Consider the following 16,698-nt stretch of genomic DNA (forward strand, 5'->3'; position numbering starts at 1 on the left):
GTTTCCCGTGGTCAGTAAGTGAAAGCGATCGGCGGGTAGTTGCCGTTCACCAGGTAGTCGCCGATGGCCTTGTACTTGTAGGCCACGGCGTCGTGGGTGGTGTGGGTGCGGGCGTTGCGCCAGTGGCGGTCGAAGTTGTAGCGCGACTGGGTAGTGGCGGCGCCGCCGACTTCATAAAGGCGCTCGCAGACCAGCAGCGCGGCGCGGGTCGAGGCGATCTTGGCTTCGGCCACGGCAATCGAAGAACGGGCCAGCAGGGCGTCGAGCGCTTCGCCGGCGAGCAAGCCTTGCAGTTGCGTGCGTGCGGCCAGGTCGACGGTCAGCGCAGCCTTTTCCACCAGTGCTTCGGCGCCATGGATCGCCGCCGACAGATCGCCCACGGTGTGCAGGATGTACGGGTCGTTGCGCGCCTGGTCGACACCGCTTTCACGCACCGGACGGGCGCCGGTGCGCGACCACGCCACCGCATCGTCCAGCGCCGCCAGGCCGATGCCGATATCGATGGCGCAGTGGATGAGTTGCGCGCTGGCGCCGATGTAGTTGCGGCGCTCGTACCACTGCGCCAGGGGGATCACCTGCTCCGGCAGCACCGTCACGTTTTCCAGCAAGGTGGTGCCGCTGGCGGTGATGCGCTGGCCCATGCCGTCCCAGTCGTCGAGCAGGGTGATGCCGGGGGTGTTCGCCGGCAGCATGACGTAGACCGCGTGGCCGTCCTCGTCCACCGCCTGGATTTTCAGCAGGTCGGCGAACAGGCAGCCGGTGCTGTAGAACTTGCTGCCGTTGAGCACCAGCCGCTCGCCCTGGCGCTCCAGGCGGGTGTGGATCTCGCCACGGAATTTGCCGCTGCGCTCGGCGATGGCACCAGAGGACAGTTGCCGCTCGGCGAAGGCGCCGAGGTAGCGCCGTTGCTGGTCTTCATCGGCGATCAGGCGCAGGTGCTCGACGGTGGCGAAGTGCGGGAACAGCGCCTGGGCCACGCTCGGGTCGGCCTTGGCCAGGGTGATGAAAATCCGCGCCACGTCCAGTTGGCTGACATCGCCGCCGCCCAGTTCGACCGGGACCCGCGCAGCGCCCAGGCCGGATTCGCGGATCAGGTCCAGTTGCTCGTGGGGCAGGATGCGCCGGGCATCGCGTTCGGCGGCGCCAGGCTGGATGTGGGTGGCCAGTTCATTGGCCAGTGCCAGGTAATCGGTCATGAGTCAGTCTCGAAAGTGGAATCAGGGTGCATCGCGCAAGGCCTGGCGAGGAACGCCGAACAACAGGATCAGGGTGCCGCAGGCCACAAGGGCGGCGACGATGTACAGCGCCAGGCTGATTTCGCCTGTGTTGGTCTTGATCGTGCCGATCATGATCGGCGTCAGCAGGCTGCTGATCTGCCCGCAGCAGTTGACCAGCGCCAGGCCGGCGGCGCGGGCGCGATCGGACAGGTAATAGGTAGGAATGGTCCAGAACACCGCCGTGGCCACCAGGTATCCGCTGGTCATCAAGGTCAGCAGGGCGATGGCCGACCAGGGGCCGGCGATCAGGTTGGGCAGCAGGGTCATCGCCAGCGCCGCCGTCAGCCCGCCCACCGCGAAGTGCCAGCGGCGCTCCTGATGCAGGTCGGAGTGACGGCAGGCCCAGAGCATCACGCCGACGCCGACCACATAAGGCAGCGCCGAGAACAGGCCGAGCTGACCGAGGTTGCTGACCCCGGCATCGCGGATGATCGACGGCGCCCAGATGTTGGTGACGTTGCCGGTGCACATGATGGTCAGGCAGTAGGCGAGGGTGATGAACCAGACCTTGCGGTCTTTCAGCGCCTCGACAAAACGTTGATGACCACCGGGTTTGCGGCTCGCCCGTTCATGGGCCAGGGCCGCTTCGATGGCGCGTTTCTCGTCCTCGCTGAGCCATTTGGCGTTGGCCGGTTTGTCGTCCAGCCAGTACCAGGCGAACACGCCGGCCAGCACCGGCGGGATGCCGGTAACCACGAACAGCCACTGCCAGCCGCTGAACCCGCCGACACCGCCGAAGTGGCCCATGATCCAGGTGGACAGCGGCCCGCCGACGATGCCGCAGACGGCGATGGCCATGATGAAGCGCGAGGTGATCCGCGCCCGGTATGCGGCCGGGAACCAGTAGGTCAGGTACAGGATCACCCCCGGGAAGAAGCCGGCCTCGGCCGCGCCCAGCAGTATCCGCAACACGTAGAACTGCCCCGGCGTCTGGGCGAACGCGGTGGCGATGGTCACCAGTCCCCAGAGGATCATGATGCGGGTCATGGTCTTCTTCGCACCGAACTTCTCCAGCAACAGGTTGCTGGGGATCTCGAACAGCAGGTAGCCGATGGAGAACACCCCGACGATGATGCCGAAGGTGGCATCGCTGATGTTCAGGTCGGCCTTGAACTGCAAGTGGGCGAAGCTGATGTTGACCCGGTCGAGCCAGTTCAGCACGAAGCACAGGAACAGGAACGGCATGATGCGCCACGCCAGCTTGCGGTACAGGCGCTGGTCGAAGGCGGTGGCGTCCGCCGCGAGGGCGGCGGACGGGGCGGTGGGCTGGGCTGCGGACAGGGTGCCGGGCGTGTTCATGGGATTACCAGCTCACGTCGACTTTGCCGAAGAAGTACGCGCCTTCCAGCCCGTACGGCGAGTACCAGCTATAGGTCGGGTTGTCGGTCGGGAAGAAGTAGAAGCGCTTGGCCTCGTCGTTGAGCTGCTGCGGACGGCGGTCGAAGATGTTCTCGCCGCCGACGGTGACTTTCACCGCGTCGCTCAGCCAGTAGCCAACGCTCAGGTCGGTGAGGAATGCCGGGCGGATTTCTTCGTCGCGGCTGGCGGAGATCTGGTTGCGACCGGTGACTTTCGAGTAGCGCGTGCCCTTGAGGGTCACGTCGAAGTCGCCCAGTTGCCAGGCCGCCGTCAGCGAGGTGACGTTCTTCGGATAGGCGGTGGTCAGGTTGCCCTGGCGGTCGCGACCCACGGCGCTGACGCCGGTGCCGGCCAGTGCGTCGGGTTCCTTGATCTTCTCGATGGTCTGCAGGCTTTGGTTGCTCAGCAGGGTCCACTTGGTCTTGCCGTACTCGCCGAGGTCGTAGCGATAGTCCGCCACCAGGTCGATGCCGCGGGTGCGGGTGTCGGCCAGGTTGCCGAAGTAGGAGACGATCTGGTTCGGGTCCAGGCCGTTGGCCGCCAGCACGTTGGAGACGGCGGTGCCTTGCAGGTTACTGGTCTGCAGGATGCGGTCCTTGATGTCGATCTGGTAGAGGTCGACGGTGACGTTGAGGTTGTCGGTCGGCGTGGCGACGAAGCCGAGGCTGTAGTTCAGCGATTTCTCGGGCTTGAGCTGCTTGGCGCCGAGCGCCTTGCCGGCCGCGTCGTCGACGGTGACGTAGCGGGTGGTGGCCTGTTCCAGCACGCCGGTCAGCGGGCTGGTGCGCCAGGCGGTGAGCGACGACGAGTAGTACTGCTGTTGCAGCGACGGCGCGCGGAAGCCGTTGCTGATGGTGCCGCGCACGGCAAACGCCGGGGTGAAGGCGTAGCGGGTGGAGAGCTTGCCGCTGGCGGTGTCGCCGAAGTCGCTGTAGTGCTCGAAGCGGCCGGCGAGGCTGACGTCCCACTGGTCGGTGAGGCTCTGGCTCAGGTCGATGTAGCCGGCGGTGTTGGTCCGCGAATAGTTGTGCGCATCGGCCGGGGTGAAGCCCACCAGGCCCGGGGCGCCAGGGTTCGGGCGCTGACCGGCGAGCGGGTGGCCGGCCGGGAATACGTAGCGGCCATCGGCGTAGGAGGCGTATTCGCCTGCTTCGATCTCGAAACCGTCGCGGCGGAATTCCAGGCCGGTGGAGATGTTCAGCGGCTTGGCGAACAGGCCGGTGTCGAAGGCGCGGGTCAGGTCGAGGTTGTTGGTCCACTGGCTGGCGATCAGATGGCCGCCGTCCATGTCGCGCGGGCTGTCCGGTCCGAGGGACGGGTTCAGCGACTTCTCGTTGCGGGTGTTGGCGTCGTTGCGGCCGTAGCTGGTGCTGAGGTCGAGTTTCCAGCCCGCCACGTCGTCATTGCGCAGGCCGACCACGGTCTGGAAGTCGTCCTCTTCCACCACGAAGCGCGGCGAGAAACCTTCCGGGTACACCGAGACGATGTTCTGCGGCGAGTTGGCGGTGCGGTAGGTGCCCCAACTGGTGGAGTTGCGGTGGCTGAGGGTGGAGAAGGAATACAGGCTGACGGTGTCGTTCAGCGGCAGTTCGGCGTTGTAGCCGAAGTTGTAGGTTTGCGAGCGCGGCTGGCCAAGCTGCTGGCGGTAGCGGCTTTCGCTGGTCTCGCGCGGGTCGGCGGCGCCGTTGACCGGGAAATAGATGCGGGTGCGGTCCGGCACTGCGCCGGCGACATTGGAGCTTTCCTGAATGCCGATATCGGCGCTGAGGCTGAAGAAACCGTCATTGGGCAGGGCGAAGCCCTGGTTGATCTGGCCCTGGCCGCGGGCACCGAAGTTGCCTTTGCCGCCGACGCGGTTCTCGTACTGGCCGTACAGCGCGCTGGCGCTGCCGCCGGTGTCGTTCTTCTTGAGGATGATGTTGATCACCCCGGCGATGGCGTCCGAGCCGTACTGCGCAGCGGCGCCGTCGCGCAGCACTTCGATATGGTCGACGGCGCTGACCGGGATCAGGTCGAGGTCGGCCGGCGACTGGCCGCTGGAGGTGGCGGCGGTCTGCACGAAGATCAGCGAGGTGTTGTGCCGGCGCTTGCCGTTGACCAGCACCAGTACATGGTTGCCGCCGAGGCCGCGCAGGGTCGCGGATTTCACCGACAGCCCGGTGCCGCCGGTAAAGCCGGCGGCATTGGTGTAGGAGGGCACGCTGGCGGCGAGGGCGTCGCGCAGGTTCTGTTTGCCCGAGCGCGCCAGGTCATCGGCGCTGATCACGTCGATCGGTGCCAGGCTCTTGGCCACGGTGCGGCCGCTGTCGCGGGCGCCGGTGACGACGACGGTCTGCAGCGCGGTGTCGCTGCTCGGGGTTTCGGCGGCCAGGGCCAGCGGGGTGACGCACAGTCCGAGGATGCCCGCGGTCAGCAGGTTGAGCCTGGGATGGAAAGTGTTGGGGCGAGACATGGTGAGGCTCCGGTGAGGTGCCGCTTTCCATTCCTGGTGGTGGGTGTTCCTGACAGTACTGGCGAGGCGATGTTGTGTTGGCAGTTTCTGGTTATCGGTAACGCATGACGTCCTGGCGGGCCTGGTCGACCAGAGCCATGTGGTGTGTCAAATGGCGCTTGCGTTGCGCCAGGAGCAGGGCCTTGGTCCATTCCATGGCCTTGGCCGAATGCCCGGCCAGTTGCGCCGCCAGCTCCAGCGCCGCTGCGTGCGGGTCTTCGGCGATGCGGTTGATCAGGCCCAGGCGCAGGGCTTCTTCGGCATCGAAGCTGCGGGCGCTGAGCATGATGTCCAGCGCGGCTGCTTCGCCAATCAGCGTCGGCAGGGTGATCGCGCTAAAACCGGAGAGCATGCCGTGGCGCACTTCCGGGAAGCTGAAGCGGGTGTCGGGACGGGCGATGCGGAAATCACAGTGGATCGCCAGGCTGATGCCCAACCCGAGGGTGTGGCCGTGCAAGGCGGCGACCACCGGCTTGTTCAGCTCCAGGCCGACGCCGGGCAGGGCGCGGGCCAGCAGGTCGCTGGGGACGGCTTCGCCGGTGGCTTGGATTTCCTTGAGGTCGGAACCGGCGCAGAAGGCGCGTTCACCGGCACCGCGCAGGACGATGGCGCGCACCGCGTCGTCTTCCGCAGCACGGGCCCAGGCCTCGGCCAGCTCGCGCTTGGCCTGGCCATCCAGCGCATTCAGGCGCTCGGGGCGGTTCAGCGTGACCTGCAGAACCCCGTCACCCAGGTGTTGATACTCGACTGTCATGACTTCGTTTTCGCTAAGAGTGAAAGAAAGACGCTTTGCCTCTTGCAGGTCGGCGTCAAAGTGGGGAAAACTTAATTGATGTTCACAATGCAAACAACATGTTTGCTATATGAACATCTTCTTAGCAATTAGAAAATGGTTATAAAAAATGAAAGCGATAGTACTAAAAGCCTTCGGCGGGCCGGAGCAATTGCAGGTGGAAGAGGTCTCTACGCCGACGGCCGGTCCGGGTGAAGTACTGGTTCGCGTGCACGCCGCAGGCGTTTGCCACCACGACCTGCTGCACCGCGCCGGCCATTTGCCGGGTGCGCATACCGGGGTGGTGCTGGGCCATGAAGTGGCCGGCGAAGTGGTCGAAGTGGGCGCGGGCGTGTTGCAACTGAAGGTCGGCGCGCGGGTGGTGGTCTATCAGCGCCGATTCTGCGGCCAGTGCCGCGACTGCCTGCGCGGTCGCCAGGACCTGTGCCGGGCGTTGGGCCTGCCGTCGGTGGACACCGAAGGCGCCTACGCGGAATACCTGCGAATCCCGGCGATCTCGGCGGTGGAACTGCCCGACGGCCTGGACTACACCCTGGCGGCGCTGGCGTCCTGCCCGATTGCCACCAGCGTGCGTGCGCTGTACGGCGAGGCTGGCTTGCAGCCCGGCGAGACGGTTTTGATCAACGGCGCCAGTGGCGGCCTGGGCGCGCACCAGATCCAGTTGGCCCGGGCGCTGGGCGCACGGGTGATTGCGGTCACCGGCAGCGCAGACAAGCGCGAATTCCTCCAGCAACTGGGCGCCCATGATGTGGTGGTGGCGAGCGCCGGCTACAGCGCCGAAGTGTGGAAACTCACCGGCAAGCGCGGCGTCGACGTGGCGATGGAAAACCTCGGCCATACCCTCGAAGACACCCTGCGCAGCATGACCCTCGGCGGTCGCGTCGTGGTGCTGGGCAATGTGCAGCCGGGCGCCGTGGCGGTGAATCCTGGCTTGCTGATCGGTCGTCGGCTCAAGGTCCAGGGTTCGGGCAGTGCCACGCTTGAGCAACTGCGCACCGCGCTGGCGCTGATTCATGGCGGGCAGGTGCGGCCATTGATCGACCGCGTGCTGCCGTTCCCTCGGGTGGCCGAGGCCCATGCGCTGCTGGAATCGCGCCAGGTCAGCGGACGTATCGTCCTGAGCGGGTGGTAAGCATGGACATCAGTACCCTGCTGGCCCAGGCCTCCAGCAAATGGCCGCAGGCCGCGGCCCTCAGCGAGCCCGCGCGGGACCGCCACCTGACGTTCCGGCAACTGGACCAGGCACTGACCGCATTCGGCCAGGCGCTGGAGCGGCTCGACGTGGGCGAGGGCGAGCGGGTCGCGCTGCTGGCCGATGCCGGCATCGACTACCTGATCGCCGACTATGGCTGCATGGCCAACGGCCGGGTGCGGGTGCCGCTGGACCCGACCTTGTCCCCGGTCGAACTGCTGGCCCAGTTGCGTGACGCCGGCGCGGCGCTGTTGTTGTTCTCGCCGCAGTACGCCGATGTCGCCGAGGGCCTGCGCGGCGAAGGTATCCGCTGCCGTGCGCTGGAAGAGCTGACCGTGGCTGCGGACGTGGATTTGCCCGACCGCCCGGCGCAGCCGCCGCAGTCGCTGGCTTCGCTGAACTACACCGGCGGCACCACTGGCGTGCCCAAGGCGGTGATGCACCGCCATGCCAGCTTGTGCGCGGTGTTGCAGAACATCGTCATGGCCCGCGGCGCGGTGTTGGGGGACGTGCTGCTCAATGTCCGTCCGCTCTGGCCGATCGCCGCGGTGGCGGTGCTCGCCCATCTGCTCAGCGGTGGGCAGGTGGTGCTGGGCGGGCGCTTCGACAGCAAGACCTTTATCGATCAACTGGCGCAGCAGCGAGTGGCCTTCAGCTCGCTGGTGCCCACCCAATTGCTGCGCCTGCTGCGCGAGACCGGCAGCGCACCGGCCGACCTGCCGCTGTTCAAGAGCCTGGACATCGGCGCGGCAGCGCTGACCGGCGAGGTGCTGGACGGCGCCTTCAGCCTGTTCGACGGGCGCATCGCTGTGCTCTATGGCATGACCGAAGCACCGTGGAGTTGCTACTTGGCGGCGGCGCAGATGAAAGCGTTGCGTCAGTCTGGCGAAAGCGCCGAGGGCGTGGTGGGCCGATCGTTGTTCGCCGCCGCCTTGCGCATCGACCGCGCCGATGCTAACGGTATTGGCGAAATCCTCCTGGCGGGTCCGCAACTGATGGCGGGCTATTGGCAGCAGCCGGGCTTGACCGGCGAAGTACTGGTGGACGGTTGGCTGCGCAGCGGCGACCTGGGTCGCTTGCGCGCTGACGGCCAGCTTGAAGTGCTGGGCCGCTGCAAGGACATCATCCGCAGCGGCGGCAAATCGGTGCAGCCCGGCGAAGTCGAACAGGCGCTGCTCAGCCACGCCGCCGTGCGCGAGGCCTATGTGTTCGGCCTGGCGGATGTGGAGTGGGGCGAGCAAGTGTGCGCGGCGGTGGTGCTGGAAGGCGGAGCGTCGGCGTCGGTGGAGCTGTTGGTCGAGCATTGCCGCGAATTGCTGTCCCGCTACAAGGTCCCGCGGCGGCTGTGGTTCATCGAGGAACTGCCGCGTTCGCATTATGGGAAGGTGCAGAAGAAGCGGTTGTTGGAGGTGTTGGGGGTGGTGGCTTCCTGAAGGGGGATGCGGGCCTCATCGCTGGCTTGTCGGGGCGCCGAACCGCAGCGATGAGGCCCCGAAGGTCAGCCCACCAACCCCGGCTCGAACGGAATGCTCTGCACCACCTCCAGGTCATACCCCGTCAGCCCGGCATATTTCAGCGGCGGCCCCAGGTGACGCAGTTTGCCGACCCCCAGGTCCTGCAGAATCTGTGCCCCGGTGCCCACTTCCGAATAGGTTTTCGACTGCCCACGCTGATACGGCCGAGGCGGCTGGGTCAGGTGTGGCACGCGTTCCAGCAGGGCCTGGGACGATTCATGGTTGGCCAGCACCACGACCACGCCGGTGCCTTCGGCGGCGACTTTCTGCAAGGCCGCCCACAGCGTCCAGTTGGCCGGCCCGGCATATTCAGCGCCGACCAGATCGCGTAGCGGGTCGATCACGTGCACCCGCACCAGGGTCGGCTGGTCGCGGCGGATGTCGCCCATGACCATCGCCATGTGCACACCGCCTTCGATGCGGTCTTCATAGGTCACCAGGCGGAAGGTGCCGTGCACCGTCGGCAGCTCGCGTTCGCCGATGCGTTTGACGGTCTGTTCGGTGCTCAGGCGGTAGTGGATCAGGTCGGCGATGGTGCCGATCTTGATGCCGTGGCGGGCGGCGAAGATTTCCAGGTCGGGGCGGCGGGCCATGGTGCCGTCGTCGTTGAGCACTTCGACGATCACCGAGGCTGGGGAGTAGCCGGCCAGACGCGCCAGATCGCAGCCGGCTTCGGTATGGCCGGCGCGGGTCAGCACGCCGCCTTCACGGGCGCGCAGGGGGAAGATATGGCCGGGCTGGACGAGGTCGTCCGCCGTGGCATTCGGCGCCACGGCGGCGGCGACGGTACAGGCACGGTCGGCGGCGGAAATGCCGGTGGTGACGCCGTGCGCCGCTTCGATCGACACGGTAAAGGCGGTGCTGAAGGCGCTGCCATTGGCCGGCACCATCTGCTCCAGGCCCAGGCGCTGGCAATGTTCGTCACTCAAGGTCAGGCAGATCAGGCCGCGCGCCTCGCGGGCCATGAAGCTGATGGCGGCGGCGTCGCACCGCTCGGCGGCGATCAGCAGGTCGCCTTCGTTTTCACGGTCTTCGTCGTCCACCAGCAGGACCATCTTGCCCTGGCGGTAGTCTTCGAGAATCTCTTCGATGCTGTTGAAAGCCATGCTGCGCGCTCACTGTGGTTCGGTAGAAATTATGGTATACCATAATACGAATTTACCCCATTGAGGAGCATGAGCGATGAAGGCCTACTGGATTGCCCACGTCGATGTGACCGACCCGCAGCAGTATCAGCAATACACCCAGCGCGCCCCGGCGGCCTTTGCCGCGTTTGGTGGCAAGCTGCTGGCTCGTGGCGGGCGCAGTGAGGCGATGGAAGGGCGGGCCACGCCGCAGCGCAGCGTGGTGATTGAATTCGAATCCTACGATCAGGCGGTGGCGTGCTACCGCTCGCCGCAGTATCAGGAAGCCTGCGGCTTTCGCCAGGGGGTGGCGAAAGCCGAGGTGATTATCGTGGAAGGCTACGAGCCCTGATTCCAGGGCTCGCTGCGGTTCAGGCCATGCCCGGCAGTTCGTGAGGGCGCAGGTCGAACACCAGCACTTCGGCATCCACGCCGTGGCTCAGCTCGATCAGTTGCTCCTGGCGCAAACGCACGCCGTCGCCTTCCTGCAGGGCCACGCCGTTGAGCTCGACACTGCCGCGGGCTACGTGGACGTAGGCATTGCGACCAGCGGGCAGCTTCAGGCTGGCACTTTCATCGGCGTCGAACAGGCCGGCGTAGATCCGGGCGTCCTGGCGGATTTCCAGCGAGCCGTCCTTGCCGTCCGGCGAGATGATCAGTTTCAGCCGACCACGTTTGTCTTCAGCGCTGAAGTGCGCTTGCTGATAACGCGGTTCGGCACCGCCGACCGCTGGCACGATCCAGATTTGCAGGAAGTGCACCGACTCGTCGTGCGAATGGTTGAACTCGCTGTGGGTCACGCCGCGGCCGGCACTCATCAGTTGCACATCGCCAGGGCGGATCACGGAACCGGTGCCCATGCTGTCTTTGTGTTCCAGCGCGCCTTCCAGCACGTAGGAGAAAATCTCCATGTCGCGGTGCGGGTGCTGGCCGAAGCCTTTGCCGGCGCTGACGCGGTCATCGTTGATCACCAGCAGGTCGGAGAAGCCTTGTTCGTCCGGGTTGCGGTATTGAGCGAACGAGAAGGTGTGGAACGATTTCAGCCAGCCATGATTGGCCAGGCCACGTTCGGAAGCTTTGCGCAGGGTAAGCATGGTGGTTCTCCTTGTGAGGTGGCGGCTGCTGGAGCAACCGTCTATTCGATGGGAGTAGATTAATGGTTACCGGGCGAAGCAATAAGTAGCTACAAATGGAATGACTGTCCTGTAGAAGTGGACAATGCATCAGAACATTCCGATCACGCGGTAGGCACGGTCATAATGCGTCGCGCGTTATTTACTTGAACTTGCGGTGACCCGATTCGATGAAAAATGTGGCCATGGTGCTGTTTGCGGATTTCCTCCTGCTCGACATGGCGGGCCCGATGGAAGTGTTCTCCATCGCCAACCGCTATCTGAAGGCCGAGGACCATTACCGGCTGACCACCCTCGGCGCGGTGCCGGGGGCGATACGCGCGTCCAATGGCGTCAACCTGCTGCCGGACCGGGTCATCGCCCCCGATGACGCCGGCTGGGACTTGCTGCTGGTGCCGGGCGGCCCCGGCGCCTACAACGAAATCTGCCCGCCGCTGAGCCTGTGGCTGCAAGACGTCGCCGGGCGCTCGCGGTGCTACGGCTCGATCTGCACTGGCTCGTTCATCCTCGGCCATGCCGGGCTGCTGGATGGCTACCGGGTCACCACCCACTGGCACTACACCGAGCGCCTGATCCGCGCTTTTCCCACGGCGCAGGTGGAGACGGACCAGATCTACGTGCGTGACCGCCAGTTGATCACCTCCGGCGGCGTCACCGCAGGCATTGACCTGGCGCTCGCGGTGGTGGCCGAAGATCACGGCAAGAAAGTCGCCCAGGACGTGGCCAAGGTGCTGCTGGTGGTCATGAAGCGCCAGGGCGGCCAGGCACGTTTCAGCCCGCTGGCCGGCGCCGTGGCCAAGGAAGAAACGCCCATTACCCGCGTACAGAACCATGTGCTGGAGCATCTGGAAGAGCCGTTCGGCATCCCGCGCATGGCGGCGCTGGCGGCGATGAGCCCGCGGCATTTCTCCCGGGTGTTTCTGCGTGAAGTGAACATGACGCCCATGGCCTTCCTGCAGAACGCCCGTATCGACCGCGCGCGCGAGTTGCTGGAAAGCAGCGACCTGCCCTTGAAGACCGTCGCCTACCGCAGCGGATTTGGCAGCGTCCGCTATATGCGGCAGGTCTTCAGCGAGCGATTGGGGGTGACCCCGGCGGAGTATCGCGAGCAACTCAGTTAACTCATTGCGGTTGTCCGTCCCCGACACTCATTTGGCCGCCTGGCGCCCCTTCGCACGGTTGTCCTGAAAGCTTGCCCTGCCACTATTCCCTATCAGGTCTTTCAGTGGCAGGAGGTGGATGGTTTGGGCGCACTCGCCAGGGTTTCCAACAACGATGAGGTGCTGCGCTTCGGCCGCTATACCGTGCACACGGGCCAGCGCTTGATGCTCGCCGACGAGCGTCGGCTGCCCATCGGTGGCCGGGCCCTGGACATCCTTCTGGTGTTGCTGGAGCGGGCCGGTTCGCTGGTGGACAAGCCCACGCTGCTGGCGCGGGTCTGGCCGGACACGGTGGTCGAGGACATCAACCTGCGGGTGCATATCGCCGCGCTGCGCCGGGTGTTGGGTGATGACCAGCGTTTCATCGCCAACGTGCCCGGTCAGGGCTATGCGTTTGTCGCGCCGGTACAGCGCGAAGGCGCTGCCGCATCCGCATCTGCGACGACCCACAACCTGCCCACCCGCCTGAGCCGCATCATCGGCCGCGACGAGGAGTTGGCGGCGCTCGGTCTGTTGCTGTCGCAACGCCGGCTGGTGACGCTCAGTGGCCCGGTCGGCGTGGGCAAGAGCGCCCTGGCCCTGAGCGCCGCCGAAATGCAGACGCCGCGCTGGCGCGACGGTGCCTGGCTGATCGACTTCGCCGAGGCGCAATGCCCACGCGAGGCGGTCACCCGCCTGCTGCGCGATCAGGGCCTGGCGCCTTGCGATGAGTGTCCGCTGGCGGGTTTGCCGGGCTATCTATTGAAGCGGCAACTGCTGCTGGTGCTGGATCATTGCGAGGCGATGCCGCAGGGCAGTCGCCGGTTGGCCGAAGCGCTGCTGGCGTTGGCGCCGGGGGTGACGATTCTGGCGGTCAGTCGCGAGCCGTTGCGCATTCGCGGTGAAACCCTGTTACCCGTGGCACCGCTGGCGGTCCCGCCCAGCAGCGACGCGCACAGCGTGGAGCAGTTCATGAGCTACGCCGCGGTGCGCCTGTTCGTCAGGTGCGCCCAGGCCCGGCAGGCGGATTTCGTCCTGCGCCCGCAGGACCTCAAGGCGGTCTGGGAAATCTGCCGGCAACTCGACGGACTGCCGCTGGCGCTGGAGCTGGCGGCGGCGCAGATCGATGTGTTCGCCCTGGTCGGCTTGCGTGCGCAGTTGAGTGAGGGGCTGCAGGTGCTCAATCGGGGACGGCGCACCGCCCAGGCCCGGCATCAATCGCTGAAGGCTGCGCTGGACTGGAGTTTCCAGCGCCTGCCGGCGATCGAGCAGCAGGTCTTGCGCAGCCTCGCGCTGCTGAGCCGGTCTTTCAGTCTGGAACAGGCGGTCGCCCATGTCGCGGCTGACGGCATCGGCCCGCTGCCCGCCGTACGGGCGGTGGAGCGACTGGCCGCCAAATCGCTGCTGGCGGTGCATTACGCACCGCTGCGTTACCGGGTGCTGAACAGCACCGGCTGGTATTTGCGCCAGAGCGTCGAGGACGGCGCGCTGCTTCAGCCGGCCTGAGTGCTTTCGTAGCGGCTGCGCGGTTGTTCACGGGCGGGCAGTTGCTCCAGCAACTGGCGCGCCCGCAGCACCTGCGGTGTGGCGAATCCTTCGCTGAAACGGGCAAGCACCGGCGCCAGTAGTTGCCGGGCGGGCAGCGGTCGGCCGTCTTCCAGCCAGAGCTGCGCCAGGGCGCTGGCGCTGCGCAGTTCCCAGGCCAGCGCCTGTTGTTTGCGGGCGATGCCAAGGGCCTTGAGCAGCAGGGCTTCGGCTTCCTGACGAGCATCCGCGCCCGCCAGCATAAGCTGTTCAGCCCTTGAGCAGAGCAGGGCGGGGCCGGCCCAGCCGGCGTCGCCGCTGTGTGCTCTTTCCAGCAGCGCGGTATCGACCCGCCCTGGCACCAGCGTCGCCAGCAGGTCGCCGATCAGGCCGGTGACCGGCTTGGCGGGTTCGCCATCGAGTGCCCGAGCGTAGTGCTCGGCCCAGTCCTGGAACACGCCCACGGAATGGCGGATGGACTGCTCGCGAAGCTGCGCCACGCGCGCTCGCGCCTGTTCCGCGTCGCCGTTGTACCAGGGAATGACGCAGCCGCTCAGGGCGAGGGTGTAGCACAGCGTGGTGCCATGGTTGATCTGCCGCGCCAGGTCCAGCGCCTGCTCGGCGGTGCACGCGGCCTGGTCCGCCAGCCCCTGCAACCAGAGAATGCGTGCCAGCAGGGTGAGGGCGGCGACGCTCTGGTCGTATTGCACGCCAAAACCGTGGGTAAAGCGGTTTAGGCGGCCGCTGTGGGCCATGCGTTGCAGGGCGTCGTCGGCTTCGGCGCGGGCGCCGGCCTGATCGCCGCTGAAGTGCAGGCCAAGTCCGCGCAGGCGCTGGGCGCTGAGGGCCAGGTGCGGGTCGTGACTGAGGCCGCGCTGGTCGAAGTCGCGGCTCAGTTGCAGCGCCTGCTGGTATTCGCCGCGGCTCAGGTTGACCGCCATATGCCCGGAGATTGCCCGCAACTGGCCGGGCATGTCGCCGTGGCGCTCGGCGAGTTCACGGGCACTGCCGAAGGCGTCGAGGGTTTCCTGGTTGCCGCCCTGGCCGTGGTAGCTGAAGGTGCCCATCGCCAGCTTGAGGTTGATGTGCAGGTGTGCGGCGGGATGGGCGTCGGCGTCCAGGTGCAGCAGCGCCTTGCGGATGTGCCGGCCATGCTCCGAGAGCAGCGACAGTTCCTGCCACAGCGGTGCCGACGCGGCGGTCAAGCGGGCGCCGAGCAGGCCCGCGTCGCTGCTGGCGAAGCCCCATTCCAGCGCCGCGCGCAGATCGTCGAGGGCCCGCGAATAGCGCTCCAGCCACTGCTCGGCGCTGGTCTGCGGCCACTCGCGTTCGGCCTGCTGCATGATTACCAGATAGCGCTCGGCATGGCGCTTGAGCGCCGCCGGCAACTCGCCGGCCTGTTGCAGCCTGGCCATGGCGTAGCTGCGGGTGGTGTCGAGCAGGCGGTAGAACACCTCTTCATCACCGACATCGACGTTGAGCAGCGACTTGGTCACCAACTGGCTCAGCGCATCCAGTACCTGCTCGCGGCCGAGGCGCTCGTCGGTGACCAGGGCCAGCGCCGAGGCCAGGGTGAAGCCGCCGCGAAACACGCTGAGCCGGCGCAGGCAGGTGCGTTCGCTCTCATTGAGCAACTGGAAGCTCCAGTCCAGCGTGGCGCCGAGCAGGTGCTGCGGGGCCGCGTCAACCTGCGGCTGGGCCAGGTGCTTGCGCAGATCGCCGAGCAGGCCGTCGAGGTCGAGGGTCGCCAGTTGCGCCGCGGCCAGTTCCAGGGCCAGTGGAATGCCGTCGAGCTGGCGGCAGATGGCGAGCACCGTGGTCAGGTTGGTGGTGTCGAGTTCGAAGCTGTCCTGGCTGGCGATGGCCCGTTCGACGAACAGTTGCACAGCGCTGTAGCGCAGGGCTTCGGCGGGATCGAGCACGGCGTCGAGCGGCGGGCAGTCCAGCGCGTCAAGGCGCTGCAGCCATTCGCCTTCGGCGCGCAGGCTCTCGCGGCTGGTCACCAGGATCTGCAAACGCGGGGCGCAGCGCAGCAGGTGTTCGCAGAGGCTGGCGACCGAGTCCACCAGATGCTCGGCGTTGTCGATCACCAGCAGCACCTGACGTTCGCTGAGGTAGTTGCACAGGGCGTCCAGCGGCGCCTGGTCGGGCAGGGCCAGGCCGAAGACGCCGGCCAGGTTGCTGACGATCATCGACGGGCTGCTCAGCGGGCTCAGGTCGAGCAGGCGGACGCCGTCGCGGTAGTGCCCGAGCAGTTGCTCGGCGACCCGCAGGGCCACGGTGGTCTTGCCGATGCCACCGGGGCCGGCGAGGGTCAGCAGGCGTTGCCGCGACAGGTGATCGAGCAATTGATTGACCAGCACCTGGCGGCCGATCGGGCGGGTGCGTCGCAACGGCAGGTTATGCGCGGCGTTGACCCGGCCAGGGGACAGCGGCGACGGAGTTTGCAGCGTCAGCGGCGCGACGAAGCTGTAGCCGCGCTGGGCCACGGTGACGATGTAGCGCTGCCCGCCCTGGCCGTCGCCGAGGGCCTTGCGCAGGGCGGCGATGTGCACGCGCAGGCTGATGTCTTCGACCACCGTGTCGGGCCAGACCAGCGCCATCAGTTGCTGCTTGCTCAGCACTTCGCCGGGACGCGCCAGCAATGCCAGGAGGATGTCCATGGCGCGCCGCCCCAGGCGCAGCGGTCGTTCGTTCTCGACGATCAGGCGCTGGCCGGGAAACACCCGGTATGGGCCGAACTGAATGGCCTGTTCGCTGTTGTTGCTCACATCGTGCTCCTGACGCTGTTCCGACTACCGGCAGCGGCCCTGAAAGGGCTCTGCCGCGTGGCTTTGGCGCATGTTGGGCAGGTTCGGGCGGCAACGCAATGGCGGCTTCGCCGGTGCGCCTCGGTACGCGGTCTACGCTTGTACAGCTTTGCCCGGCGCAGGCCCTGTTTCCGGGCGCCTGCTGCCCTGCGAGGGAAAAACACTACGTCGAACAGGGGAATAATTAACAACGATTAACTCGTCCACGATCGCCTCACCCCCAAGAATCCATGGGATCAAGCGCCAGGGGAGCCCGACAATGACTGAATCATCCACAGTGCGGCCCGGTGAACGCCACACCGTCGCGACCGACGGTGACAAGGGGCGCGGCCATGACTGACC

12 protein-coding genes are annotated in these 16,698 nt (G+C 66.5%); 5 read left to right on the forward strand and 7 right to left on the reverse strand.

From position 1 onward, the window contains the following. Positions 1-11 precede the first annotated feature (11 nt). The 4 genes from HWV67_RS02560 to HWV67_RS02575 all read right to left on the reverse strand — a co-directional run bounded on the left by HWV67_RS02560 (position 12) and on the right by HWV67_RS02575 (position 5,881). Positions 12-1,196 (reverse strand): acyl-CoA dehydrogenase family protein, encoded by a 1,185-nt coding sequence (locus tag HWV67_RS02560; protein WP_175649781.1) that lies wholly within the window; start codon positions 1,194-1,196, stop codon positions 12-14. Positions 1,197-1,217: 21 nt separating this feature from the next. Continuing rightward, the gene (locus HWV67_RS02565) at positions 1,218-2,576 is read right to left on the reverse strand and encodes an MFS transporter (protein ID WP_256679994.1); all 1,359 of its coding nucleotides are present in this window, start codon (positions 2,574-2,576) and stop codon (positions 1,218-1,220) included. Between the two features lie 4 nt (positions 2,577-2,580). Further along, positions 2,581-5,088 (reverse strand): TonB-dependent receptor plug domain-containing protein, encoded by a 2,508-nt coding sequence (locus HWV67_RS02570; protein ID WP_175649782.1) that lies wholly within the window; start codon positions 5,086-5,088, stop codon positions 2,581-2,583. A gap of 91 nt (positions 5,089-5,179) precedes the next feature. Beyond that, positions 5,180-5,881, reverse strand: a complete 702-nt coding sequence (locus HWV67_RS02575) for an enoyl-CoA hydratase/isomerase family protein (RefSeq protein ID WP_175649783.1) — start codon at positions 5,879-5,881, stop codon at positions 5,180-5,182. 148 nt (positions 5,882-6,029) lie between these two features. Here HWV67_RS02575 and HWV67_RS02580 point away from each other — a divergent pair, with 148 nt between their 5' ends. Then, positions 6,030-7,052: an alcohol dehydrogenase catalytic domain-containing protein gene (locus HWV67_RS02580; protein WP_175649784.1), complete on the forward strand. Its 1,023-nt coding sequence runs from the start codon at positions 6,030-6,032 to the stop codon at positions 7,050-7,052. A gap of 2 nt (positions 7,053-7,054) precedes the next feature. Further along, complete coding sequence (locus HWV67_RS02585; RefSeq protein WP_175649785.1) at positions 7,055-8,545, forward strand: class I adenylate-forming enzyme family protein; 1,491 nt, start codon at positions 7,055-7,057, stop codon at positions 8,543-8,545. 65 nt (positions 8,546-8,610) lie between these two features. Here HWV67_RS02585 and ribBA read toward each other — a convergent pair whose 3' ends face one another. Continuing rightward, positions 8,611-9,732 carry a bifunctional 3,4-dihydroxy-2-butanone-4-phosphate synthase/GTP cyclohydrolase II gene (ribBA, locus tag HWV67_RS02590; protein ID WP_175649786.1) on the reverse strand — a complete coding sequence of 374 codons (1,122 nt, stop codon included), beginning with the start codon at positions 9,730-9,732 and terminating at the stop codon, positions 8,611-8,613. Positions 9,733-9,808: 76 nt separating this feature from the next. On the opposite strand from ribBA, the gene HWV67_RS02595 reads away from it, so the two are divergent. Next, positions 9,809-10,102, forward strand: a complete 294-nt coding sequence (locus tag HWV67_RS02595) for a DUF1330 domain-containing protein (RefSeq protein ID WP_175649787.1) — start codon at positions 9,809-9,811, stop codon at positions 10,100-10,102. A gap of 19 nt (positions 10,103-10,121) precedes the next feature. Here HWV67_RS02595 and HWV67_RS02600 read toward each other — a convergent pair whose 3' ends face one another. Then, on the reverse strand, positions 10,122-10,844 hold the full coding sequence (locus HWV67_RS02600) for a pirin family protein (protein ID WP_175649788.1): 723 nt from the start codon (positions 10,842-10,844) through the stop codon (positions 10,122-10,124). Between the two features lie 209 nt (positions 10,845-11,053). On the opposite strand from HWV67_RS02600, the gene HWV67_RS02605 reads away from it, so the two are divergent. Further along, on the forward strand, positions 11,054-12,004 hold the full coding sequence (locus HWV67_RS02605) for a GlxA family transcriptional regulator (protein WP_175649789.1): 951 nt from the start codon (positions 11,054-11,056) through the stop codon (positions 12,002-12,004). Positions 12,005-12,127: 123 nt separating this feature from the next. Further along, positions 12,128-13,528 carry an ATP-binding protein gene (locus tag HWV67_RS02610; RefSeq protein WP_256679995.1) on the forward strand — a complete coding sequence of 467 codons (1,401 nt, stop codon included), beginning with the start codon at positions 12,128-12,130 and terminating at the stop codon, positions 13,526-13,528. Here HWV67_RS02610 and HWV67_RS02615 read toward each other — a convergent pair. After that, positions 13,516-16,317: an ATP-binding protein gene (locus HWV67_RS02615; RefSeq protein ID WP_175649790.1), complete on the reverse strand. Its 2,802-nt coding sequence runs from the start codon at positions 16,315-16,317 to the stop codon at positions 13,516-13,518. The genes HWV67_RS02610 and HWV67_RS02615 overlap by 13 nt on opposite strands. Positions 16,318-16,698 lie beyond the last annotated feature (381 nt).

It is taken from the genome of Pseudomonas sp. Marseille-P9899 (assembly GCF_903166565.1).
In the GTDB taxonomy this organism is placed as follows: domain Bacteria; phylum Pseudomonadota; class Gammaproteobacteria; order Pseudomonadales; family Pseudomonadaceae; genus Aquipseudomonas; species Aquipseudomonas huaxiensis.